The following is a 20,174-nucleotide window of genomic DNA, read 5'->3' on the forward strand; positions in this document are numbered from 1 at the left end:
CTTTGCCATGATTGCAAGTGCCATTATGGGATATTTTGTAAGTATCGCTTTAATTACGACTTCTTTTTATAAAAGTCGCGCCAATAACTATCTCTCGCTATCCTTATTCCTAATTGCTACCTTAATCCTTTTAGATTTGCTTGGGGTTACCATAGATAATATCGCTTTTGAAATTTTAAACCTTTTCATGCTAGATATGCTATTTGCAGCTACATTATTCACCTATTTTATAATTCAAATTAAGCATGAGCTTCTAAATAACAATAGATATAAATGGATGTATCTTCCTTTCGTTTGTTCTGTTCTTCTTGAAATTTCTATGTTCTTACTTGATCTGTATGGTTCTATTTTTGATATTTTGATATACTACATTAAAGATTTAACATCCTTTGCATTAAATATATTTTTGATTTTTTGGGGAAGAAAATTAATAAAAAATGCTACTCGTATTTCAGACGATAAAAGACGTTGGTTGTTAAGAGTAAACCTTTTTATTATAGGTATTATTATAAATTGGATTTTTACTAGAATAGAATTTTACATATTCAATTCAGTATATACTATTTATATGTTATGGATATTGCTTTCTTTATTCTTGTGGTGGATTTTGTACTATGGAGTATTTAAACTACAAATAATAGCCCAAAAGGAAGAAATACATGAGTATTTAGTTTCAAAAAAGACATCTAGCCTCAAGATCAATAGGAAAATAAAAAGCGCGACTACTTCAAAAATCATTACTCAACTTTATCAGTTAATGGAAGAGGAGGAGTTATACAAAAACCCTCTATTAAGTAGGTTAGAACTAGCAATTCTCTTAGGAATAAGTGAAGGGGTCTTATCACAAATTGTAAATCAGGAAATCAATAAAAGTATCATCCAATTTGTAAATGAGTATCGAATTGAAGCAGCTAAAGATCTATTGCATGATCCCGTATTTAATAAATATTCTGTTGAAGCTATAGGTATGGAAGTTGGTTTTAAATCAAAGAGTGCATTCTATAGTGCTTTTAAGATGAGTTTAAAAATGTCCCCTGGAGCTTTTAGAAAACTTCAAAAAACGTCCTGATTCGTATGATACTATCGTTTTAGTACTTCTTCAGCACTAAAAAGACTTTTTTATTTAATTGACAACTATACTTTTACGTTAATAAATTAAAAAATATACATTAATGAAAAGAGTATCCTCAAAAATGAAAATTTCTAATTGTTATCATTTCGTTACCAATTTAATTCTAATTGCATTTTTTTCAATCTTTATATGTTCCTGTGCTAAGGATGATGATCAGTCACCTGCAAATCCTACACCAGTAACTCCTGTTGGAATATCGCAAGAAATTAAGGATTTAATTTATTTTAAAGGAAATGAAAGTGCACCTACAGTTCTAATCAATGCCCAAGCAGGCCCCGATATAGAACTCGGTACAGATTTAGTAGATAACATTTTTGAAAATTTTAATACTACCGATATTTTAACTGTAAATGTACACCAAGCACAAACACTTAACCCAACTATTTTACAAGGCAATGATATAACATTAGCTCAAGCCGTTAGTTTTAATACCGAAAGTATAGAACCATTATATCAAGTTATCAAATATTTTAAAGATCAGGGTAGAACCGTTTATGTTTTAGGAATTTCATTTGGTGCCTTTATCACACAAGAACTTATTGCCAAAAAGGGAATAGATAGTGCCGATAAATATCTAATTATTACAGGAAGATTAGATATAAATGATGTTGTTTGGCAAGGGCTTTCTGAAGGAAGATTTGGTTTTTTTGAAAATGGAGTGACTCCCATAGTAGATCCTGAACCAGGTATGGATGTGATTGAAAGAAATATCGGTAGATTGGCCGCTGGATTAGGTATGAATCGATATACGCAACTTCTCAATACTGTTAATGACTTATCCAACTTAACTTACATTTATGGAGCAACAGACCAAGCTGTAGGTAGTCTTACGGCAGAAGAAGTTGCCTTTTTAGAGTCGAAAAACGCCAACATATTAACAGGAAACGGAGGTCATGATACACCTTTTTTTGGTTTTTTTAAACAGGGGCTTAGTGAGGCATTTGGAATAGAATAGTTAAGGTATTTTGAATTTTGTTTAATTAAAGTAAATATTTCGGATGAAATTTTGTTTTTCATCCGAAATTAAAAAACCTTGTTTTCAAATTGCATGTATCAGTGGTGCGTCTTACAATCAACATAAATCATTTTATGATTTTGCTAAAACTTCTAATTTTTCAGAAACAATAATCTTGTATGTAGCACTCACCGGTACTTTGTTATTGTCTATTAACAAATATGTTCTGGTTGCCTTTGTGACTCTATCTAAATTGGTAATATATGATTTATGTGTACGCTGAAAATTTTCAGATAATAAGGTATTGATATTAGTCAGTGTTTCAGAGATCAGGTACATTCTTGAATCTGTAAATATTTTTAAATAATTTCCAAAACTCTGAATATACAGAATTGATTGAAATGAAATATTAACAGGCATACCATCATGTTTTATTTGAAGCTCTTTAGTACCACTATTTTTTTTAGGTTGTATTATTTTTGAAGCAGAAACTTTGTTTATGGCTTTCAAAAAACGTTCAATTTTTACAGGTTTCAATAAATAATCAATAACACCATAGTTATAACTTTCTAATGCATATTCAGAATAAGCCGTAGTTAAAATAACTTTAGGCGGATTGATCATAGAACGCAAAATTTCTATGCCATTAAGTTCGGGCATTTCTATATCCAGAAAAATGAGATCAACTTCATTTTGTTGAATAAAATTTATAAATTCCAATGGATTCCCTGTACTTAATACTAATTCAAAATTATCAATTTTAGCACAATACTCTTCTAACACTTTACGTGCTAGTATTTCATCATCTATGATACCAATTTTAATCATTAACTATTTTTTAATATCGAAGCTGTTAAATCGATAGATAAATTTACACGATATAATTTTTCCATATCATCAATTTCTAATACGTGAGAATTAGGATATAATAGATTTAAACGTCTTCTCACATTTTCAAGACCCATTCCTTCTCTTTTTGATGCAGCAACCATATTGGGTTTTGAATTAACTACACAAACATAAAGGGTGGTGTTTTTTATAGTGATAGAAATATCAATTGTACTCTGTTCATTCGTACTTTGGGCACCATGTTTCACAGCATTTTCGACAAATGGGATAAGTAGCATTGGAGCGATACTTAATTCTAATACATCTCCCTTAATTAAAAATTCAATAGTACAACGTTTACTTAATCTTTTTTCTTCAATTAACAAATAATTTTCTATAAACTCAAGCTCTTCTTTTAATAAAACAGTATCTTTTTTAGAGCTCTCTAGCTGGTATCTCATTAATTCTGATAGCTGCATTACAACATCAGAAGTTTCTGGTGATTGCTGCCTTGAAAGGGAATAAATACTATTTAAAGAGTTAAATAAAAAATGAGGGTTCACCTGCTCCTTCAAATAGTTAAGCTCCATCTCTTTTTGTAATTTTTCTTTCTCCTCATTTTTTTTTTGGATGATCATATTTCTTCTTAAGAAAAAAACAGCCATACCAGCTCCTGTTGTATAAAGAAGAAAGAAGAATATTTTAGAAGTACCAGACCAATTTTTCGTTCTTAAGTAGGAAAAAATAAGCATACTCCCGATAAGTAGTATTCCATATGCAAAATACCTTTTCTTATCTAAGAAATAAGGAATAAGAACAAAATGATTTAACCAAATGAAACCCATTATCATAACAGTATAATTAAGTCCATGTACATAAAAAGAAAAACTAGTATCAAAATTATCTCTAAAAAACAAATTACTCAATGTTTCAAGTATAAAAACCAACAAGAAAGCTCCTATATTAATGAGTATGGCGTGTTTCAAAGATTTTTTAATCATAAATTCTTTTATTAAAAAATAAAGATAATACCTATAAATACAAATCGCCATAATTTCTTTACCAAAGCCTTATATCAATGACGAAATGGTTTTATCATTTAATTGTTGGCTTCATCCAATTTAAGGTATATGATATGAATTATGCTATATTTTTATTGAACATTTAATTAAAGTAAAGTCTTATAACAATCAATCATTCTATAAAAAATCATTAGTATGAAAAAATGTATCTCGGTTCTTTTAACCATAATTCTATTTCAATCATGTGCAGAAAAATCAAATACTGATACCAAAATTGATATAATTAAAGAGGTAGAAACTGGTCTTACAACTCGGGTGCATATAGAGGGTGATTCTACATGGTCTATAGAAGAACGAATGAAACACTATGGTATTCCAGGTGTGAGTATTGCAATCATACATAATAGTGAAATTGCCTGGGCAAAGGGGTATGGTGTGATGGATAAGGAAAGTAAAGTTCCTGTTACAGAGCAAACCCTTTTCCAGGCAGCGGCAACTAGTATGCCGGTAACAGCCTACGGTGCATTACGCCTTGTTGAACAAAATAAAGTAGTCTTAGATGAAAACATTAACAGGTACTTAAAATCCTGGAAAGTACCAGAAAATGAATTTACTAAAGGAAAGAAAGTAACCATAAAAAATCTTTTAAATCATTCTGCCGGAATATACCCTCGTGGAACCGGATCATATAATGCAAATGAAAAAACCCCAACACTTGTAGATATTTTAAACGGAACTTATCCAGCTAAAAATGAACCAATTACTACTAACAAAGAGCCTGGTGAAAGTGTTCGTTTTGCATATGCTAGCTATGTACCTATTCAACAAATGATGCTGGATGTTGAAGGAAAAACATTCCCAGAGATCATGCACGAACACGTGTTACAACCTTTAGAAATGAACAATAGTACGTTTAACCAATCGCTTACAACAGCGCAATTAACGAAGGCAGCAACTGGTTATTTAACCGATGGTTCTATGGTAAAAGGTAGAAGAAAGATTCAGCCATCAATGGCTTCTGCTGGATTATGGACAACTGCTCAGGATTACGCAAAATTTCTAACCAACGTACAGCAAACGCTAGAAGGTAAGAATACTAAAGGATTATCAAAAGATCTGACAGAATTAATGGGTACACCATATGGAGTGAGTAATACTGCTTGGTCATTTACATTGGGATTAGGGTTTCAGCTTTTAAATAGAAAGGGAGAAATCTACTTAAGGCATCACGGATGGAACACAGGTTTCTATGCTGAAATTGTGGCTCATAGAGACAAAGGATATGGTGTGGTTGTCATGACTAACTCTACTTTTCCAGAGTTTAATGCAGAAGTGATTCGATCTGTAGCCCAAACGTATAATTGGGATGCGTATGTTCCGATATATGAAAAAATGCAAATTGAGCAAGCTTTAGTTGATGAAATTACTGGTAGATACCAATCTGATGTAGCAACTGTAGAAGTTTTTGAAAAGGACAATCTATTATTCTATAAAAATATACTTGATGTAGAAACTGAAGAACTAGTCAAAGTCTCGGATAGTAGTTTTGTTAGAAGAAATTCAAGTCGGCTTATACAATTTAAACCAAATTCTGAAAATGAAACGCTCGAGTTACTTTATGTTAATCGCGACGATGGAACAATAACTTCAACTTTTGCCAAGGTAGATACTGATAAAAAAGATCCTGTAGAATTCCTTCTTGAAGATGATTTTGAAAATGCATTTAAAGCATATAGAACTTTAATCGAACATGACCCTAATAACCCTAAAGTAACTGAAGATCACATTAATGATGTAGGGTATGATTTTTACCATGATAACAGAATGAAACTATCGCAAAACACTTTCAAATTAAATATGATGCTCTATCCAAATAGTTTCAAAGTATATGAAAGTTATGCAAAAGCCTGTGAAAAAATAGGAGAAATTGATCTTGCCATTTTAAATTACTCAAAATCACTTGAATTAAATCCTAAAAATAACGAAGTCAAGCACAGGCTTAATGAATTACAAAAAAATCAATAAATCAAATTCCTATATGTTAATCTGACCATCAAGTAATTAATAATGATAAAGATTATGAAATGTAAAAAGGGTAGCAGATTTAGAATATAACGAAGTAGCTCTTTTAGTGAACAAGTCAATCTAGTAAGTTAGAATTATAAAAATTACAAACACAAGTATATAAACGCAAACAATGAAAATTACTAAAATATTATTATTTACATCTTTTATTTGGTTAAACAATGCTTTTGCTCAAAAAAGTAGTGTAAATGACCCTGATTTCCCAGCTTTAGAAGATCGCTACCTTGGCCAAAAACCCCCAGGTCTGATTCCGGAGTTATTTGCTCCTGGTATTGTTTCTACAGAAGAGTATGTAGAATTTGGTGGTGATTTTACACCAGATATGAAAGAGTTTTATTTTAGTAGATACGGTGGAAAATATAAAAAGCGCACATTGTTCATTATGCAATATAAAAATCATAAATGGAGCAGTGCATCTGTCTTATCAACAGATACAGAAAAATACAGGGACAAATTCAATCCTGGTTGGTCAGAAATGAAAAGTCTTGATCCTTTTAAAGATATCCCTATTCATGGTTTGTCGGTATCGGATAAAGGAACTTATTATATTGATGAATATACTAGAGAAGGGGATGGCGTTCTTAAATATTCTCAACTTATAAACGGTGTGCGAGAAGCTCCTAAACCAGTAGATAAAGTGATTAATACCGGAAAATGGGTTGCCCACCCCTTTATCGCTCCAGATGAATCCTATTTAATGTGGGATGTTGAGAAAGAAGGTGATTATGGTGCAGATATCTATATTAGTTTTCGACAAAAAGATGGTTCATGGGGAGCAGCAATTAATATGGGCGATACCATAAACACAGGATTGTATGACCAGAGCCCTAGAGTGACACCCGACGGTAAATACTTGTTTTTTTATAAGGGAGATGAAAAAGTTAGAGCAGATGGAAGTAAATATTTGGTTGGAAACCCTTATTGGGTAGATGCTCAGGTTATCGAGAACCTAAGACCCAAACAATAATTCTTAAAAACTAAACAATTATTTCAAAAAATAGAGTACCAACCACGTCATAAAACCAAATGAAATAGCAAAGCAAATATTTAAACATAATTAAAATTATGATAAACAAAACAAGACTATTCCTTTTACTATTTCTAATACTGACAAATATTACTTTTGCACAAGAAAATAGTATAAAAGAGTTTACCTCAAATAGAGAAGGAACTTCCTTGGTGTCACCTCATATTCAGGTTGTTCCAATAAAAGATACTACGACAGAAAGAAACTATGAACTTTATATAGAATTGCCTGAAGATTATTCTGAGAACAATAATAAAACTTATCCTGTTCTATATTATACAGACGCTATGTGGCATCTCGAAATATTATCTGGAGCAACAGAATACATGTTAGAAGATGTGATTCTAGTTGGAATTTCTTGGCAGAAAGACATAAATGAAAACCTGAAAAAAGAAATAGGAGTGCATGTGAGTCGGTTCCGAGATTACAGCTTTCGTAAATCAAATAAACCTGAAATTCAAGAAAAATACCAATTGGGACAAGCTGATAAACATTTGGATTTTATTCGCAATGATGTAATTAAGTATGTTGAGAATACCTATCGAACTGATCCGAACAGTCGTACGTATTTTGGATATTCAATGAGTGGGGAATTTGGCGCTTATATACTGTTAACTCAACCCGATACCTTTAATAATTATATTCTTGGCAGTCCATCGATTAAAAATGAAGTTCAGTATCTCACCGAACTTAATACGAAATTCGGACCTTATAAGGCATCAGATAAAAGTAGTAGCCTGAATGCCAATGTTTTTATTTCATATGGCTCATTAGAAGAAGAGATGGAACCTATCGAGGAGTTTGTTAGTCTTTTAAAAAATAGAAGAGATGATGGGTTATCCGTACTAAGAGAAGTGATTGATGGTACTCATCAAACTGCATTCCCTATGACAGTAGTTCGCAGTGTCGCTTGGTTATCATCCTTAATGAGTCATGTTTCAAGTAATAACAATGAAATTTCTTTCTGGGAAATTCCGCAGCTTAACAATGCATATATCAGTACAACACCAGAAGATATAAAAGACGGTATTCCTATTGGTAAATTAGGTGTAGATGGCGGTAATAAAGAGATGATTCTTAAATTGGCACAGGAGATCGCAGACAACAAGCATGATCCTTTTGACAGCTTTCTTATTGCTCACAAAGGCAAGTTAATTTTTGAATCCTATTATAATAAAGGTCGTATTAATCTGCCTCATTTCCAAGCTTCGGCCACTAAAGCGTATACCTGTTTAGCGATCGGTCGCGCCATTCAATTAGGATATCTGTCTATGGAAGATCTAAACAAACCCCTTGTAAGTTTTCTCAAAGATCTGGATCCAACAAAATTTGTTAAAGGTGTAGAAAAAATCACATTACATCAGGCAATGACTATGCGTTCTGGTATCCGTATTAGTAAAAAACAGAGTGAGGAAATCGAGAAAAACCCAAATCAATTAAAAGGTCAGGGCCAAGTACAAGCTTACCTAGAGCATAGTGCACCTATTACTGCTACATCTCAAAGTTTTAAATATCAATTTGATCCAGTATTGGCGATGCAGGTTCTTGATGCCGTTGTGCCCGGATCTGCCAAAGACTTCATTAAAAATGAACTTCTTGACAAAATGGGCATCACAAATTATGATTGGAAAACCGATATCAGTGGTCTGCCAAGATCAGGAAGTGGCACAAGTATGACATCACGAAATATGGTTAAATGGGGGATTTTGACCGCTAACAAAGGTAAATACAATGGAGAACAGCTCGTACCAGAAGCATTTATAAACAAAGCAACATATAAAATTCTATATACGGGTGATGATGATATTTATGGAGGAGGTAAAGATGTTTCTAATCAGGGATACGGTTATTACTGGTGGAGTGCAGATTTAAAATCTGGCAAAAAAAGTTATTTCAGTAGATCTGCCCAAGGTGGTGGTGGTCAATATATCATTTTGATTGAGGAACTTGACCTTGTAATTGTAGTTACTTCTCATGAAAACGATAACAGCACCCTGCAAATAATCGCAGAACGAATTTTACCCGCTTTTATTAAGAATATCAAATAAGAAAATAAACAATAATAAAAACGTATCGTCCTGTAATACTTAAATGATTTTCATCGCTAGAAAACAGTTACTTTTTTAAGAAGCAGGAGACATTTAGTATATCTCCATATCATTCAGAACCTTAGGCCTGAATAGTAGTGAAGTGGGGTGTTTGTTGAGTGGCTTTAGTCTAGAAACATCTTTCCTAATTTGAATTTTGTTATATATTTATGGTGTGCCAAGAACCATTATCGAAAATATCGTAATTCATCACTATAAAGAGGAAACATTTTTCACATTTTGTAAATATACGACGATACGTTTTTTTGAAATTGTATATATTGAAAAAGGGAATGGTGCCATAAAAATAAATGGTAAAAAAGTTAGTTATTCGGCAAGCAGTATTTTCGTTTTTGTACCAGATGACATTTACATAATTCAAGCAGAAACACCAACAACAGTTACTGCTATTAAATTCCTAAAGAGTTTTTTTAGAAACTCTAGTTCTCAAAATACACGTTTACCCATTAATCATTGGTTTCGTAAAATTGAAGAAATTTTAAATAGTGAAAGCCATCAGCTTAGAGAAATGCAGTTTGAATCAGATCCTGACAGAAAACATTTAGTTTCTCTTGTAAATATGGTAGCTAACGAATATCTGAATAGACAGTCTTTTGATATCTTTATCATTGAAAATTCGTTATCTGTTATACTTCATTTAATTGCTAGAAATATTCAGTATATAAATATAGAAACGATAAAGGAAGTTAAGTCTTCAAAAATCCAGCAAATCATAAACTACATTCATTCTAATATTTACAATCCTGAGTTGTTATCTACTAAAAATTTGGCAAATGAATTTCATATCGCCAGTAATTATATCAGTGAGTACTTTAAAAAGCACACCGATGTTTCATTAAAAAAATACATTCTTCACTATAAATTGAAACTCGTTGAAACTAGATTAAAATATACCGATTCTCAAGATTCAGAAATTGCTTTAGAACTTGGTTTCACAGATTCTAGCCACCTAAATAAAACCTTTAAAACCTATAAAAATATTAGTCTTAGTGAGTTTAAAGCTAATTTAGTCTAGGGGTTCTTATTACAAACCTTTTTTTTTACTAATAACACATGGTTTTCTACCAAATAAACCCTGGGTTTCTAAGGTAAGTTTGTACTGTAATTATCACATAATAAAACAGTAGTAACTTAAAAATCCATAAATCATGGAGTATAAAAATTTTCAAACATTTACAGCCGAGCAAAAAGGCGGGATTTTAATAATCGATATCAACTTTGGACCTGTAAACGTACAAGGACAGGAGATGCTTGCGGACTTAAATAGTCTATGTTTACGATTAGAGAGAGATAGAAGTGTTAAGGTAGTCGTTTTTCAATCTTCAAACCCTGGCTATTGGGTATGTCATTATGATACTAATTTACTTAGAGATATGTCTACCGAAGCAGTGCCAAGAAACGAAGTAGAACTATTAGACTTACAGTCAGTATTAGAGCGACTAAGCAATGTACCCCAAGCAACCATAGCTAAAATTGAAGGTTTTGCCAGAGGTGGCGGGCACGAAATGGCATTAGCCCTTGATATGCGTTTTGCCGCTAGAGGAAAAGCTAAATTCATGCAAATGGAAGTCGGTATGGGGATTTTACCTTGTGGTGGAGGTGCATCACGTATGGCTAGACAAGCAGGCCTTGGTAAAGCACTAGAGATTATTCTAGGAGCCAGAGATTGGGATGCAGATGAAGCTGAAAAATATGGTACAATTAATAAAGCACTCGATTCAGATAAAATTGGACCTTATGTAGATGCTTTGGCAGAACGTATTTCAAAATTTCCCGCAAACTCAATTACTGCTTGTAAACGCGCAGTATATGCTTCAATTGATTTGCCTATTAAGGAAGCTTTAAAAGAAGAAGCTTATCAATTATTCCAAGCGACAAGTAAAACACCAGCGATTAAACGTTTTACAATTGCTGATGAAAATGGAGCTCAATTTGATCATGAAAATCAAAAAAATTGGGAATCTATGTTAATTGATTTGCAAGAAATTAATTAGTAGTATTTTTTTCAAAACGGATGCTCTATTTAAAATTATGACATCCGTTTTTATTGTATCGTTATATGAAATTTGAAAAGATAAATAAGGCTTATAATTCCGCTTTTAAATAAAATGAACTGAGTATTGGTGTAGTGGTGCCTATCGAAAATTATTCGACAAGCGCAATTCCAACCATGCAAGATCATGTACAACGTGTTAAACAGATTGAAGCTTTAGGGTTTAAAGCACTCTGGATTAGAGATATTCCGTTTCATGTTCCCGCATTTGGTGATGCAGGTCAAACTTTTGATCCGTTTACTTATTTAGGATTTTTGGCAGGACAAACTACCAAAATAAGCCTAGGTGTTTCAAGTATTGCTTTACCATTACACCACCCTCTAAATATTGCAAAATCCGCAACAACAATAGACCAATTATCTAATGGAAGATTAGTATTAGGAGTTGCATCTGGAGACCGATATGATGAATATCCTGCAATGGGGATCGATTATGAAAATAGGAGTGAACTGTTTCAAGAATCATTTAACTACATACGACAACTTCAGAATGATTTTCCAATTTATGAAACAAAGAACCACGGTGTTCTACAAGGAAATATTGATATGTTACCAAAATCAACAACCCATAAAATTCCGTTATTAATGACAGGAAGTAGCAGGCAAACTTTAGAGTGGAATGCTAAAAATGCAGATGGTTGGATGAATTATCCAAGAGATTTATATACCCAAAATAATACAATTAGACAATACAGAGAATTGGTGGCTGAAACGCAAGAGTACGACAAACCTTTTATGCAACCCATGTATTTAGATGTGTTAAAAGATCCTAATGCCAAACCACAACCGATTCAGTTAGGGTTTAGATTAGGAATAAATTATCTAACCGATTATTTAGATAAATTACGAAGTATTGGTGTCAATCATTTAGCATTAAACTTGCGTTTTAACACGATGAATATAGAGAAAACTTTAGAAGCAATTTCTAAAAATGTATTGCCAGAATTTCATTCAAAAGATCAAACAAAACAAGATGAATAAGACGATTTTAATCACAGGAAGCACAGACGGAATCGGAAAGTTAACAGCCATAAAGCTGGCTAAAGATGGATATACCATTTATGTTCACGGAAGAAATAAAGAAAAACTAAACGCTGTAGTTTTAGAAATTAAAGAACTATCAAACAACGAGAAAATCGATGGCTTTGTTGCTGATTTTTCAGATTTAAATGATGTTCAAAAAATGGCAGCTCAGATCAATGATAAAATACCTAAATTAGATGTATTGATTAATAACGCCGGTATATTTAAGACTTCGACCAGTAGTTCTAAAGGATTTGATGTTAGATTAGTTGTAAATTATTTGGCACCTTATGTGTTAACCAATAAGATTCTTTCAATTATAAAAAAATCAGAGACACCAAGAATTATTAATTTAAGCTCCGCAGCACAATCCCATGTTACTGATGCTACATTAGCCGGGTTAGCTATGCATACTGTTAGTGAAGCATATGCACAAAGTAAATTGGCATTAACGATGTGGAGTTTTGATTTAGCGAAACAGTATCATGATATTTCGGTACTAGCTGTTAACCCAGGTTCTTTGTTAAATACACGCATGGCTAATGAAGCCTATGGCCAGCACTGGTCGCCAGCAACAAAAGGATCGGATATACTGTACGAATTAGCTGTTTCTGAAGAATACAATGACATAACTGGACGCTATTTTGATAACGATAAAGGCAACCCAAAAGGGGAGTTTGCAAAAGCACATCCAGATGCTTATGATGACGTTTTAATTTCAAAATTAATAGAACGTACAAAGCAATTAATCAATCAGCCATAAATCGATAAGAGGAGGGGAGTGTAATGCCCATACTTAACAATACTTTAAAAGCTCCAAAGCATAAACACATGCTTTGGAGCTTTAAGTAGGTATCTAGATAATTACTTCGTTAAAAGAAAGTCTCGTAGATTTTTATTAAAGCTATTTCTTTTTTCTGAATTGGTAAAAAAAACATAACCCACTTTCTTTTCTTTATTAAACATATATAATGCAGTACTGCTCAAATTATCGCCTCCATGAAAGTAATTCGTACCATAATCAGATTCTTCTATAGCAATACCCAATCCATATTTACGAGCTTTTGACTTCTTAGTTGCTACAGAGCTTGACTGTATTTTTAATAGCTCTTGATGGCTTTTTTCTGATAAGATTTTAGCATTCATAAGAGCCAATAAAAAGTTTGAGAATTCTTTTGCTTCTGTTTGTAAACTAGCCGATGCCTTAAAATTAGGATCTTTGGCGTTACTGCTATATCCTTTATTTGGTTTCCCTTTTAAATGACCATCTGCACGATGATTTTCTATATAGTCGTTCCAAACAAAACTTGTATGTTTAATTGCTAGAGGTTTAAAAATGCTCGTGTTAATTAAACGCTGTAATCCATTTTTGTCCACACCTTTTAGATGTGCAACAACATTAGCAAGATATTCATAGCCTTCTCCCGAATATTGAAATTTTGTTCCTGGTTCAAACTGTATGGTAAGTTTGCCATTGGGGTTATAATTTCCATTTTGATCCAAAAATCTCCAATTCGGAAATCCACTAGTATGTGATAACACCATTCTAGCAGTAATTAATTTATAACGCTCATCATAGGCAATATCTGGATATTCCATATACGTATATAATGGTGTATCCAAATCCAAAAGACCGTCATCAACCATTTTCATAACAAAAAAGCTAAATACGGTTTTAGATATAGAGGCGGCATCAAAAATTGTAGCATTGCCTACTTTTTCTAGGGTTTCGTTGTTTTTAACACCTAATGCGTTGTGATATACGATTTTATCATCATTAATAAATGCTATAGACAATCCTGGTATATCAAGTGAGTCCATTTGCTGTTTTATAAAAGCATCCATTTCAGATTTAGAAATAAGATGATCATTAAAAGAGCGAATAACACCCTTATCCATACGAGTTTTTGACTGATTTAGACTCAAATCATCTAACTGTTTATATACTAATGAATCGGTTGGTTGGTCTTTTTTTGTTATCACAGGAGCTACAGCTATAGTAGGCAAAGCTGCATAAGACGGTATAGAAAATAGTGCAGCTAAAAAAATGGTACCCATAAGATGTACCAATTTTGTTTTTTGTTGATTAGACATGTTTAATGATTTTTTGATTGATTTATAAACTATAAGATAGAATTTTGGTCGTTTTGTTACACTTATGCACGTACTAATCCTGATTATTATCAAATTACAGAGTAATTTATCCTCAAAAAGTTTACAATACATTCCATATTGACAGAGCCCTAAGTGATTTTGTTTATTCTTTTATAAACGAAATAGAGGGTTTATGAACTCCTTTATGATGAGGCAACAGAACGGCTTATCATCTAAGAAACGTTAGGAGGGGAGTACTATGTATGGTATGGGATAGTATAGTTCTGGTCTAGATGATTTTATACTGCCAGTTCTCCTTTATTCTCAACAGCATAAACACCCCAATCTGCAATAGATATGATTACCGGAATTAGGGTTTTTCCAAAATCGGTTAACGAATATTCTACTTTTAAAGGCGGCTTAGAGGTATAAACTTTTCTTTTAACGATTCCATCTTCTTCTAACGTCTTTAGCTGTAAACTTAACGTACGTTCTGTAACTGTTGGCATCTCTTTTCTTAACTCGTTATAGCGTAATGGACCTTCAATTAAATGATATAATATAACCGTTTTCCATTTTCCGCCAATAATGCCCATAGTTAGACTTGCGCAACATGGATATTCTTTTCCTTTAAATGTATACATAAGATATTGTATTGAGTGCTACAAAATTACAACACTATAATAAATAATACAACTATACTTTTTATAGTAAATTTAACATACTCATAATAACCTGATATACAATTGGTTAATTGGATTTTTTATTCAGAATTTATACTATCATTTTTGATAGTTATTGTAAGAAATCAAAACTAACTATACTTTTGATAGTATAAATATTTTAAACTTATACCATTTAATAATGAACATACCAAATATTACCAGAGACGAAATTTTAAATGCATTTACTTATAGACATGCAACCAAAGAATTTGATGCTACCAAAACAGTATCAGACGAAGACATTAATTTTATCCTAAAAACAGCGAATTTATCACCAAGTTCTTTTGGTTTCGAACCTTGGCATTTTATAGTTGTTCAGGATAAAGAATTACGCGAGTTATTAAAACCTGTTGCTTGGGGAGCCCCTTTAAAATTAGATACAGCTAGCCATTTTATATTAGGCTTAAGCATGAAAGCACCAATGGTAAAACACGATGCTGATTATATTAGGCATATGATGAAAGATGTAAAACAATTTCCAGAAGATGTTATTAAAACGTATTCCAAGTTTTACAGAGAGTTTCAGGACCGTGATTTTAATTTAGATACAGACAAGAAGTTATTCGATTGGTCTTCTAAACAAACCTATATTGCTTTAGGGAATATGATGACTGCTGCTGCATTAACAGGAATTGATTCTTGTCCCATAGAAGGTTTTCATCAAGAAAAAGCAGAAGCAGTATTAAGAGAAAAGTTTGATGTAGACACAGATAAATACGGATTATCATTTATGTTGGCTTTTGGTTACCGAAAAGCAGATCCAGCATTCCCAAAATCTAGACGTGCTTTTGAAGACATCATTACCTGGAAATAAAACATGGTATAAAAATTAGATAAAATTTAAAACTAAGTATCAAATACGCGATTTATAGCTATGAGAAATATTCTGTACAAATTATGGCAAAATGTCGATCGCTGAGAATCGCGTATTTAAAATTTTCTGGATTGTAGTGCGAAATATTAAATTCTAATGAAGTTATATGAGAAGTAAAGTATTCGTTGTTTGTTTGACTTAAAATCATATTGAAAAGAAATTGAAAAGAAAAGGTTGTGCAGGAGTGGTTGGAAATATTCTATTTTACATAATATAAATTATAGTACAAATGTATTTATTGAAGCAAAACGGCGAATACCACGTATTTGATATAATATCAGATATAAGTACGCGCCAGCGTATTATATCGATAGATATTATGTCAAAGCCGTTTTACGACACGCCCGTTACATTAGTAGCTATAATGTAATACTATGTAAAATAATCCCACAATAATTCTATTTCATAGCAATATTAGCTACTGGGGTCATCATAATTCCAAAAAAAACTATTGCTGAAACATTCGCAGCCGCATCATCTCGCCACCAAAAGTAATCATCCAATGGATAATTTCTTTTGTCACGTATTGTAGCTATAATTTGCCGTTATGTACGGAATAATTCTAAAGATTGAGAATCTTTTGAATTATTAGCGAGTTGATGTGGTTTGCTACCAATTATGGCATCTTTCTCTACACACAATATCCAACCACATAGCCCGCACCAAAAAAAACCAAACACTTTTAGGTAGCCTATAAATCGCTTATTCGATAAAACATCCGTAAAAAAAGTTTTTACGCGATTCTCGTGAAGGTTCCCGCATAAGCATAAAATTACTCTGACGAGATAATTTCTATGCACATGCTGTTAATAATGCTTATCTTTTTTTCTTGATACAAAAAGAAATCGACTTTAGGAGATTCACGAACTCCTCTAAAAAAATATTAACCTTGTGAGCTAAACAAAAAAATCAAGGCTGCATAAAACTTTGGAAACACGGACGAACGTTAAGAAAATGTCTGGGAGACATTTTTAGTGAGTAGCGAGCCTGTGGCGTTGGCGCTCAATCGCTATATTTTAGAAAGCATTCTAACTCATAAGATTACTAACAACAAGAATCAATATGTATAGCTTTGATTAAACCTTTGTACTAAACCTCTAAAATAGATACGCTCCTTTGCCTATTGTTTATGCCAAAGTTTTCTGAGGCCGTTTTTAAATTTTTAGGTTCTATTTTACATAATGTTATTATTCATCTTGATAATCTATTTCATCTATTCCCGTTATTGAATCTATCTGTTGAAATAAAAATCTAAAGTTGCTAAATACCTTAGGATCATTTATCTTTCTGATATATGCAGAAAACTTACTTTTTGCACTTTTTGAGCTACTTATTTCGAAAATATCTGGAATAACTGTAGGCTTAATCATCTTTTGTTGATTTAAGATTTGATCATCAAAATAGTGTTCAATACAGAAATAATTAAAAACTTGATCTTGCATAACGTACTGCTCTCTAAATCCAGGTATAGGTAATTTTATAGCATAAATATTTTTATTAATATGTTTTTTCACTCTATTAGAGCCATCTACTAATTTGTAAATATTCTCTTTCAACCCTTTAAACTCGCTTATACCCTTCGCATCATTGTCAAATATACCTATCACAATTTCATCATCTTCAACTTTAGGTGAACATTTCATTAAAAATCCATTTAATTCTGTAGCTCCTCCACTCAAATTTCCACTTGATTTTATTGACCAATATGGATCAGAGTTTTGAGTTAATTTCATAAAAGCGTGCTCTATTATTTCTGCATCTGTTTTTCCCTCAGTATAAATACTTACTTTTCTTTTAGATCTAATTTGATCAAGCCCAGTAAATCGTAATTTTTTCGCTGGTGTATCTAAAAGTAAAGAAGCTACTTTATTATCTCCCTTAAAATGCTTCCCGATCTCTTTTTTAAGATCATTATAATTACTTCCTTTAAATAATGAGACTCCTAAATCAGCTAAAACATTAAGTAATGGGTTGTTTAAAAACGAAGAATCATATATCAATTTTTCTAATTGCGAATCTGAGTTTATTCTAGAAGAATTTAAGGTTAAGGCTAATTTTAAAGATTTATATCCTAGTGTAGAATCGTCGTAATTTTCTTGATATTGCTTAAATGTATCATCAAAAGCTAGTTCCAAAGGCGTTTTGATTGTAATTGAATTGAAGTTTTCAAAAAAGAAAAATAGATTAATCATAGCAATAAAAGGCAACTTTGCATTTTTGAAAGTTACTACCTGTTCATCTGATGCGATTTTGGTAAGTATTTCATAGCTTTTTATATTTATATTCAAAGCAACAAGCAAAGATTCTTTTCTTAAAACATTATCCGTTTGGTAAAGTGCCTGTAACAAATAACCAATTCCCATAACTCCACTAAAGTAATTATTGAGATTATTAGCGTTTTTTACTTTATCAGTAATTTGTTCTAAAAACTTAGCCATATCTCTTGATTTTCCTCCATAAAATATAGCAGAGTTTTGCCAATTTGGATCAAAAAAGTTATTAATCAATAAATGTTCTTTCTCTCTTTGATGTTTGAATATTTCTATTGCACAATAATATTCCATAAAAGAATCGTGCTTAAATTGTACATAGCTTCCATTTTTTAAAAACAATATTCCTGTATTTCCTATTAAGTATAATAGAAACTCTTGGAGCTTATTCTCTGGGAGTGGCTGTGTCTTGTTGGAAAAATATTCTTCAAAATAACCTATAAACTCATCCTTATTCATAGGAACTTTATTTTCCCTAGACATAATTTCTAGAGCATATAGAGAAAGTATTCTTTCCTTAAAATTGATATCTATAAATTCGAAACGTGATTCTACATTTGCTTTACCTAAAAGAAGTTGATTAAAATTATCATAGATATCTGAAATTGTTGCTGGAATTTCAAAGTTTTTTTCTTCAAATAGAATGGATATCAAAGAAATAGATAATGGTGTAATCGGTAACCGTTCTAAAATTCTATTTTCTTTTAATGCATTAATTAAGTTCTCTGCCCTTGAGGAACTATCAGGAAAAAATCTTGTAATAAAGCTTTTTATCTGATGATTATTGAATTTTTCAATATTAAAATATGAAACTTTTTGATTGATAAAATCATTAAAGCTGCTATCCGTATGCCTTGTCGCAACAAAATAGTTTAATTTATCTTCTATATATAAATTTTCTAAATCTACTATTATTTTCTTTTGAACTTTTAAATCGAATTCGTCAATAGAATCTACTAATATCAAAATATTACTGGTTTCCAATGCAACTTCATAGTTACCTTTAAAAAAACCATTTAATATAGCATTGACAGATTTTTCAATATCGTAATCATTAGATATTAAATCTATTGCAGAAACATAGATTGGTATTTTCCTTCTTTCTTTACTATCACCCTCAATAATACAATTCTCACCTATTTTCTTTAAAAAAGTAGATTTCCCAGCTCCTGTATCTCCTGAAATTATAGCAGGTGTCTTTATATTTAATATTTTTTTACTATCATATTTTATTTGCATTGGCATATTAGATTCTTTATCCTCTTTTAATTGATAAATTCTAGGCTCAATGAAAATATTCAATAATTTTTCATAAGTATTTTGCGAAATTTTTAATCTTTTAAGCTCATCTTCCTTAGCTATATTTTCCAAATAATACTTTTCATACTCCAGTAATTCTATATCTTGGTGATTCCAGAAATTTGATAAATTTTCATCTACCAATTTTATTAATGAATCTCTATCAACGTACTCAATATTATATTTCAAGTTAACTTTTCGCTTAAAACCACGAGAAATATTCATTGTACTAATGATATAACAAGTATGAAAATCATATTTTTCTGCATTATCTGTTATTTTTTTTATAAACTCTGTGAGATCAGCTTTCGAACCAGTATATGCATCTTTGAATAACAATAAACCGTGTCTATCGGTTGTTATTCCTGCTTTGATATCTCCAATAATGCACCTTTCATTTTTTATACTTAAATTTTTATAATCTAATTTTTGAAATATCGCAATTACAAGTTCTGCTAATTCTGTGAATTTTAATTTTTTTAGTTTTTCTATTTTTTTCTCTGACTCCATTTAGATATTTGGTTAAAATAGATTAATTGATAATTAATAAATATTACATAAAAGTAATTTTATTTGTGTAATAAATAAGAGTATAATTATAATTTATTCGCTCTAATTTAACGTTATCGACAATAACTCCATTCCACACACATTCCCCTACTCTCCTACTGTCGTTTCG

General features: G+C 31.5%; 15 protein-coding genes. 10 read left to right on the top strand and 5 right to left on the bottom strand.

Annotated features, from left to right (window positions below; translation table 11 throughout):
* The first annotated feature begins 7 nt into the window (after window positions 1–7).
* Together AWE51_RS04835 and AWE51_RS04840 are read left to right on the top strand one after the other, a co-directional pair.
* Entirely contained in the window at window positions 8–1,069 is a 1,062-nt protein-coding gene (locus tag AWE51_RS04835; protein ID WP_066310224.1) for a helix-turn-helix domain-containing protein, read from the top strand.
* 103 nt (window positions 1,070–1,172) lie between these two features.
* Window positions 1,173–2,087 carry a hypothetical protein gene (locus AWE51_RS04840; RefSeq protein ID WP_066310227.1) on the top strand — a complete coding sequence of 305 codons (915 nt, stop codon included), beginning with the start codon at window positions 1,173–1,175 and terminating at the stop codon, window positions 2,085–2,087.
* Between the two features lie 132 nt (window positions 2,088–2,219).
* On the opposite strand, the gene AWE51_RS04845 is transcribed toward AWE51_RS04840, so the two are convergent.
* Both AWE51_RS04845 and AWE51_RS04850 read right to left on the bottom strand, forming a co-directional pair.
* A complete protein-coding gene (locus tag AWE51_RS04845; RefSeq protein ID WP_066310229.1) occupies window positions 2,220–2,915 on the bottom strand; it encodes a LytR/AlgR family response regulator transcription factor in 696 nt (231 codons plus the stop codon).
* Window positions 2,915–3,916 (bottom strand): sensor histidine kinase, encoded by a 1,002-nt coding sequence (locus AWE51_RS04850; RefSeq protein ID WP_066310232.1) that lies wholly within the window; start codon window positions 3,914–3,916, stop codon window positions 2,915–2,917. The genes AWE51_RS04845 and AWE51_RS04850 overlap by 1 nt, the downstream gene beginning before the upstream one ends.
* 216 nt (window positions 3,917–4,132) lie before the next feature.
* On the opposite strand from AWE51_RS04850, the gene AWE51_RS04855 reads away from it, so the two are divergent.
* From AWE51_RS04855 to AWE51_RS04885, 7 genes are all read left to right on the top strand, one after another.
* Window positions 4,133–5,962 (top strand): serine hydrolase domain-containing protein, encoded by a 1,830-nt coding sequence (locus tag AWE51_RS04855; protein WP_066310235.1) that lies wholly within the window; start codon window positions 4,133–4,135, stop codon window positions 5,960–5,962.
* A gap of 172 nt (window positions 5,963–6,134) precedes the next feature.
* On the top strand, window positions 6,135–6,989 hold the full coding sequence (locus tag AWE51_RS04860; protein ID WP_066310241.1) for a hypothetical protein: 855 nt from the start codon (window positions 6,135–6,137) through the stop codon (window positions 6,987–6,989).
* A gap of 98 nt (window positions 6,990–7,087) precedes the next feature.
* Window positions 7,088–9,097 carry a serine hydrolase gene (locus AWE51_RS04865; RefSeq protein WP_066310245.1) on the top strand — a complete coding sequence of 670 codons (2,010 nt, stop codon included), beginning with the start codon at window positions 7,088–7,090 and terminating at the stop codon, window positions 9,095–9,097.
* 214 nt (window positions 9,098–9,311) lie between these two features.
* Entirely contained in the window at window positions 9,312–10,172 is an 861-nt protein-coding gene (locus AWE51_RS04870) for a helix-turn-helix domain-containing protein (protein ID WP_066310992.1), read from the top strand.
* 133 nt (window positions 10,173–10,305) lie between these two features.
* Window positions 10,306–11,151 carry an enoyl-CoA hydratase/isomerase family protein gene (locus AWE51_RS04875; RefSeq protein ID WP_066310246.1) on the top strand — a complete coding sequence of 282 codons (846 nt, stop codon included), beginning with the start codon at window positions 10,306–10,308 and terminating at the stop codon, window positions 11,149–11,151.
* 125 nt (window positions 11,152–11,276) lie between these two features.
* Window positions 11,277–12,191 carry an LLM class oxidoreductase gene (locus AWE51_RS04880; RefSeq protein WP_262482899.1) on the top strand — a complete coding sequence of 305 codons (915 nt, stop codon included), beginning with the start codon at window positions 11,277–11,279 and terminating at the stop codon, window positions 12,189–12,191.
* A complete protein-coding gene (locus tag AWE51_RS04885; RefSeq protein WP_066310250.1) occupies window positions 12,184–12,996 on the top strand; it encodes an SDR family NAD(P)-dependent oxidoreductase in 813 nt (270 codons plus the stop codon). Before AWE51_RS04880 ends, AWE51_RS04885 begins: the two co-directional genes overlap by 8 nt.
* 101 nt (window positions 12,997–13,097) lie before the next feature.
* Here AWE51_RS04885 and AWE51_RS04890 read toward each other — a convergent pair whose 3' ends face one another.
* Both AWE51_RS04890 and AWE51_RS04895 read right to left on the bottom strand, forming a co-directional pair.
* Window positions 13,098–14,327 carry a serine hydrolase domain-containing protein gene (locus AWE51_RS04890; protein ID WP_066310253.1) on the bottom strand — a complete coding sequence of 410 codons (1,230 nt, stop codon included), beginning with the start codon at window positions 14,325–14,327 and terminating at the stop codon, window positions 13,098–13,100.
* A gap of 299 nt (window positions 14,328–14,626) precedes the next feature.
* Window positions 14,627–14,971: a winged helix-turn-helix transcriptional regulator gene (locus tag AWE51_RS04895; protein ID WP_066310254.1), complete on the bottom strand. Its 345-nt coding sequence runs from the start codon at window positions 14,969–14,971 to the stop codon at window positions 14,627–14,629.
* Between the two features lie 220 nt (window positions 14,972–15,191).
* Between AWE51_RS04895 and AWE51_RS04900 the strand changes: the two genes are divergently transcribed.
* Window positions 15,192–15,866, top strand: coding sequence for an NAD(P)H-dependent oxidoreductase (locus tag AWE51_RS04900; RefSeq protein WP_066310258.1), 675 nt, complete (start codon window positions 15,192–15,194; stop codon window positions 15,864–15,866).
* Window positions 15,867–17,113: 1,247 nt separating this feature from the next.
* On the opposite strand, the gene AWE51_RS04905 is transcribed toward AWE51_RS04900, so the two are convergent.
* Window positions 17,114–20,005, bottom strand: coding sequence for an NACHT domain-containing protein (locus tag AWE51_RS04905; protein ID WP_066310261.1), 2,892 nt, complete (start codon window positions 20,003–20,005; stop codon window positions 17,114–17,116).
* Between the last annotated feature and the right edge of the window lie 169 nt (window positions 20,006–20,174).

Origin of the sequence: Aquimarina aggregata, assembly GCF_001632745.1 — a bacterium.
In the GTDB taxonomy this organism is placed as follows: Bacteria; Bacteroidota; Bacteroidia; order Flavobacteriales; family Flavobacteriaceae; genus Aquimarina; species Aquimarina aggregata.

What these genes read in the sequence shown, in the direction of transcription:
- AWE51_RS04905 (WP_066310261.1), bottom strand. Translation starts at nt 20,005, where the DNA reads ATGGAGTCAGAGAAAAAAATAGAAAAACTAAAAAAATTAAAATTCACA.
- AWE51_RS04900 (WP_066310258.1), top strand. Translation starts at nt 15,192, where the DNA reads ATGAACATACCAAATATTACCAGAGACGAAATTTTAAATGCATTTACT.
- AWE51_RS04865 (WP_066310245.1), top strand. Translation starts at nt 7,088, where the DNA reads ATGATAAACAAAACAAGACTATTCCTTTTACTATTTCTAATACTGACA.
- AWE51_RS04860 (WP_066310241.1), top strand. Translation starts at nt 6,135, where the DNA reads ATGAAAATTACTAAAATATTATTATTTACATCTTTTATTTGGTTAAAC.
- AWE51_RS04895 (WP_066310254.1), bottom strand. Translation starts at nt 14,971, where the DNA reads ATGTATACATTTAAAGGAAAAGAATATCCATGTTGCGCAAGTCTAACT.
- AWE51_RS04890 (WP_066310253.1), bottom strand. Translation starts at nt 14,327, where the DNA reads ATGTCTAATCAACAAAAAACAAAATTGGTACATCTTATGGGTACCATT.
- AWE51_RS04875 (WP_066310246.1), top strand. Translation starts at nt 10,306, where the DNA reads ATGGAGTATAAAAATTTTCAAACATTTACAGCCGAGCAAAAAGGCGGG.
- AWE51_RS04885 (WP_066310250.1), top strand. Translation starts at nt 12,184, where the DNA reads ATGAATAAGACGATTTTAATCACAGGAAGCACAGACGGAATCGGAAAG.
- AWE51_RS04850 (WP_066310232.1), bottom strand. Translation starts at nt 3,916, where the DNA reads ATGATTAAAAAATCTTTGAAACACGCCATACTCATTAATATAGGAGCT.
- AWE51_RS04855 (WP_066310235.1), top strand. Translation starts at nt 4,133, where the DNA reads ATGAAAAAATGTATCTCGGTTCTTTTAACCATAATTCTATTTCAATCA.
- AWE51_RS04835 (WP_066310224.1), top strand. Translation starts at nt 8, where the DNA reads ATGATTGCAAGTGCCATTATGGGATATTTTGTAAGTATCGCTTTAATT.
- AWE51_RS04845 (WP_066310229.1), bottom strand. Translation starts at nt 2,915, where the DNA reads ATGATTAAAATTGGTATCATAGATGATGAAATACTAGCACGTAAAGTG.
- AWE51_RS04840 (WP_066310227.1), top strand. Translation starts at nt 1,173, where the DNA reads ATGAAAAGAGTATCCTCAAAAATGAAAATTTCTAATTGTTATCATTTC.